6 protein-coding genes are annotated in these 4,063 nt (G+C 66.6%); all 6 read right to left on the bottom strand.

Annotated elements, in window-relative coordinates; genetic code table 11:
- A partial coding sequence (locus tag Y706_RS30050) for a hypothetical protein (RefSeq protein WP_043435202.1) occupies positions 1-293 on the bottom strand: 293 nt, incomplete at its 3' end.
- Positions 274-699 (bottom strand): TadE family protein, encoded by a 426-nt coding sequence (locus tag Y706_RS0106935; RefSeq protein WP_084475966.1) that lies wholly within the window; start codon positions 697-699, stop codon positions 274-276. The genes Y706_RS0106935 and Y706_RS30050, both read right to left, overlap by 20 nt.
- A 3-nt stretch (positions 700-702) precedes the next feature.
- Positions 703-954 carry a hypothetical protein gene (locus Y706_RS0106930; protein WP_156945081.1) on the bottom strand — a complete coding sequence of 84 codons (252 nt, stop codon included), beginning with the start codon at positions 952-954 and terminating at the stop codon, positions 703-705.
- 277 nt (positions 955-1,231) lie between these two features.
- Positions 1,232-2,173 carry a type II secretion system F family protein gene (locus Y706_RS0106925; RefSeq protein ID WP_028276029.1) on the bottom strand — a complete coding sequence of 314 codons (942 nt, stop codon included), beginning with the start codon at positions 2,171-2,173 and terminating at the stop codon, positions 1,232-1,234.
- Positions 2,170-3,024, bottom strand: a complete 855-nt coding sequence (locus Y706_RS0106920; RefSeq protein ID WP_028276028.1) for a type II secretion system F family protein — start codon at positions 3,022-3,024, stop codon at positions 2,170-2,172. Before Y706_RS0106920 ends, Y706_RS0106925 begins: the two co-directional genes overlap by 4 nt.
- Positions 3,024-4,063 (bottom strand): TadA family conjugal transfer-associated ATPase (locus Y706_RS24015; RefSeq protein WP_043435199.1); only part of this gene is annotated, 1,040 nt, incomplete at its 5' end. The genes Y706_RS24015 and Y706_RS0106920, both read right to left, overlap by 1 nt.

Here is a 4,063-nt window from a genome sequence, read left to right as displayed (position 1 = left end):
GTGTCGACGGTGGCGTTTCCCGCCGGCTGGCCGTAATCGGCGAGCGCCAGCAGCACGGCTTGCTCTGCCGCTGCCCGGCCGCTTGCCGCGTCCGGCTGGGCCACGTAGACCTTGGCGGCCTGGTCGGCGGCGCCCACGACTGCGAACGAGCCGCCCTGGATCTGGCCCACGGTGATGATGAAGTACACCAGCGGCACCATCAGCAGCGCGGACAGGAAGACGAACTCGACCACGGCACTCCCCTGTTCCGGTGAGGCGCCGTGCTCCGGCCATTCAACGCTGGATGGCCGCATGGCCCTTCACCTCCAAGAGCGCCCGGGGACCGATGAAGCCGATGACCGGCAGGGGTGCCCGGACGGTCACCTCGAGTGTGCGGATGCCCTGGAACGTCGATTCGCTTGTCCCCACATCCCGCGCGAAATCCGCGTTGAGCGCCGCCGTGATCAGCTGGACAGTCCGTTCCTTGGCGTCCCCGTCGTTGCGGTCGGCCAACGTGCCGTATCTGGCGCCCGAGGCGGCGGCGTCGATCAGCGTATTCCGGACGTGAAGTACCAGGGTGAGTTGGACGATCGCGAGGAAGAGCAAGGTGAGCAACGCACCGATCAGCACGAAGTCCACCACTGCAGCGCCCCGCTCTACGCCTTTGCGGTTTTCCCCGCTATCGATCTGGCGCCCGGTCCCCCCGCCCTGGGCTGCCATTGCCTACTGTCCGACCTTGTCCATGGCCTGGTTGAAGAGTCCCTCAAGCGCAGGACCGGCGAGGGCGAGCAGGGCGGCCACGAGGACTGCCGACATGAGGGTGATCATGACCCAGCCGGGGACGTCCCCGCGCTGGGGATGGGCGGTACCCACGTCAGAGTGGTCCCCCGCCCGCGTTTGCGACGGAGCAGACCACCAGGTCAACATGCTGAGCGCGCAGGCCGCCAATGCCGCCCGGGTTCCGAAGTTCTTCACCGTGTCCTCTTTCCTGGTTCTCTGGTTCTCTGTTTTCTGGTTTTCTGTTTTCTGGTTCTCTGTTTTCTGGTTTTCTGTTGTTCCGGAGTCCTGTTTTTTGGATCTGATGGTTCGTGACGTGTCGCCGGCAGATCGTGCACCGTGTGCCCCTGGCTGGCCGGCCGGCTGCAGGGCGTCCTTCGTATCCTGTTCCCTCCTCGTATGACTTTTCTTGAGTCCTGCCCGTGCCGGCCGGTGGGCAGCCGCCGGCTGTCCGTCGTCGTCGTTCGCCAGGTTCCTAGAGTCCGAGACTGATGGCGGCCAGACCGGGGAAGACGGCGAAGATGACCGTGAGCGGAAGGACGCCAAAGACCAGCGGCACCATCATGCCGATTTCCTTCTTGCCGGCGGACTCCATGAGCTCCCTCTTGGCTGTGTCCCGGACATCCTGTGCCTGCGCCCGGAGGACGTCGGCGAGGGGTGTTCCGCGTTCGACGGCCACGATCATCCCGTCCACGAAACGGAGCAACGGCCCTTGATCGGTCCTGGACGAGAACTCGTGGAGGGCCTCCACGAGGGGCTTGCCGGACCTGGTCTCGGCGAGGACACGGCCGAATTCCTGCGAGAGCTCACCCCGCGCGCTGCGGCAGACCCTGTCCAGGGCACCGGTGGCACTTTCGCCGGCGCTGACGGCCAGGGCCATGAGTTCGGCGATGCTCGGAAACTCCGCCATCATCCGCGCCTCCCGTTTCTTGATGTGCGCGCCCAACAGGTAGTCCCGGAGCAGGAACCCGCCGACGGCGCTGCCCACGACGGCCACGACGGCGACGAACGGGCTGAAGCGGCCGATCGAGCCGGCGAGCGCCACAACGCCGACGGCGAGGACGAAGCCGCCGGCCGCCCAGAGGAGTTGCTCAGCCCGGAAGTCCAAGGCTGTTTTGGCGCTGCCGGCGCGGGCGAGCCTGCGGTTTAACGCCGTCGCGCCAAGGTTGATCCGGCCCATGGACCTGGCACCGTCCCGGAACGCCGGGCGGAGGATCCGTTCGAGCGGCCCGAACGGTGTGACATTCCGCGGGACGGTGCGCAAAAGCCGGGATTCGAGGTTGTGGGTTCGCAGTTGCGGTTCGATACGTTCGACGAACGTCGTTGGGCGCATAAAGGGGAGCCGGACGAGGAACAGCCACAGGCCTGCCCCGAGCACGGCCCCGCACACCGTGGCGCCGGCCATCAGGCCGGTCATCGGAGGACCCGCTGTTCTTCCGGCAGCGCCCCGATACGCAGCATGATGGCGTAGGACAGCAGGGAGACGGCAAGGCCGCCCAAAAGGACGGCAGCGCCGAGCGGGGTGTTATACGCCATCACAGCCTCAGGACGGCTGGCCAGCAACACCAGGACAATCCAGGGCGCAGCGACGGCGAGGCGTGCGGCGTTGACGGTCCAGGATTGCCTTGCCTCCAGCTCACTCCGGGTCCTGGCGCTTTCCCGCAGGAACTCCGCGAGGGTGCCCAGCAGCCTCCCGAGGTCCGAACCGCCCACCTCCCGGGTGAGCCGGAGGGCCTCGACGATCCGGTCCGCCACGGGATCGGCCAGACGGTCCTTGAGCCGGGTGAGTGAGGGATCGAACTGGCCTCCCGACCGGTAGTCGGAGCCAAAGTCCACAAACACGTGGCGAAGCTCCACGGGGCCCTTGTCGCCCAGCTGGATAAGAGCCTCCGGCAGCGACAGGCCGGCCCTGATGGCTGAGCGCAAATGATCAACGACGTCGGGCCAGAGCTGGCGGAGGACAGCCGTGCGCTTTCTGGCACGCCACCGGACCATCGCCATCGGCAGCCAGCCGCCAAAGAGGCCAAAGCATCCCGAGATCGGCCATGACCCGGTAACTGCGAAGAACGCGAGCGTTGTGAAGGTCCCGAGTCCAAGGCACGAGGCGAGCAGCCCTGCCGCACTGACCTTTTCGATGCCCGCCGACCGCAGGAGGTCCTCAAGCCGGCTGGTCCGGGGCCTGCGCCGCACGCTCTCAGGCGTCTCCCACGCGGACCACCAGATCAGCAGGAGGCCGGCGCCGCCCAGCATCCCGACCAGCGGCGCCATCACCGCTGCTCCAGCAGCGCCGCGACGTCGTATCCGGAGCGGGCAAACTTTTCCGCGGCGGGCATGGAGTTGGCCTTGGGCAGAAGCTGCCCGTCCGACATCGTGAACACCATGGATGACTCGATGATCCCGTTTTCCACCCGGCGGCCCAGGGACAGGATCTCGGTGACCTGTCGGCGCCCGCTGGCGTGCCTGCTGCAATGGACCACCAGATCGATGCAGGACGCAACGGTGGGCACTACGAACGCACTGGAGATGTTGTCGCCGGCGAGCAGCGGCAGCGTGCAGATTTTCGTCACGGCATCATGGGCGGAGTTCGCATGCACGGTGCACATTCCGGGAAGGCCGGAATTCAAAGCGATGAGCATGTCCAGGCTCTCTGCCTCCCGGACTTCCCCGACCACCAGCCGGTCCGGCCGCATGCGCAGGGCCTCCTTGACCAGGCGGCGCAGCGGAATCTCCCCCTGCCCCTCCAGGTTCGGCTGACGGCACTGAAGACCGACGACGTCGCGGAGCGGCAACTGCAGCTCAAAGATTTCCTCCACCGTGATGACCCGTTCGCGGGTGCCAATGCTGGCGGCGAGGCAGTTGAGCATGGTGGTTTTGCCCGCCTGGGTGGCGCCCGAGACCAGGATGTTGAGGCCGCTGGCGACGGCCGCACCGAGGAACCTGGCCGCCTGCGGGGTGAGCGTTCCCAGCTCCACCAGGTGCTCGAGCCGGCTGGCTTTGACGACGAACTTGCGGATGTTGATGGCCCAGTGACGCCGGGTGACGTCCGGGATCACGACGTGCAGCCTGGAGCCGTCCGGGAGCGCCGCATCCACGAACGGCGAGGACATGTCCAGGCGTCGGCCTGAGCTCTTCAGCATCCGTTCCACAAGGTCCCGGACTTGCTGGTCCGTCAGCGAAACGGAGGTCAGTTCCGATTCGCCGTTGCGCGCCACATAGATTTCATTCGGCGCGTTGAGCCAGATTTCCTCGATGCCCGGATCGTCGAGGAGCGGCTGGAGCGCACCAAAGCCCGACACAGCGTCGAAGA

The organism is Arthrobacter sp. I3 (assembly GCF_000520575.1).
Lineage (GTDB): Bacteria > Actinomycetota > Actinomycetes > Actinomycetales > Micrococcaceae > Arthrobacter > Arthrobacter humicola_A.
Note: the sequence above shows the minus strand (reverse complement) of the source record. Positions and strands in the feature narration are given on the sequence as shown.

What these genes read in the sequence shown, in the direction of transcription:
- Y706_RS0106925 (WP_028276029.1), bottom strand. Translation starts at nt 2,173, where the DNA reads ATGACCGGCCTGATGGCCGGCGCCACGGTGTGCGGGGCCGTGCTCGGG.
- Y706_RS0106935 (WP_084475966.1), bottom strand. Translation starts at nt 699, where the DNA reads ATGGCAGCCCAGGGCGGGGGGACCGGGCGCCAGATCGATAGCGGGGAA.
- Y706_RS0106920 (WP_028276028.1), bottom strand. Translation starts at nt 3,024, where the DNA reads ATGGCGCCGCTGGTCGGGATGCTGGGCGGCGCCGGCCTCCTGCTGATC.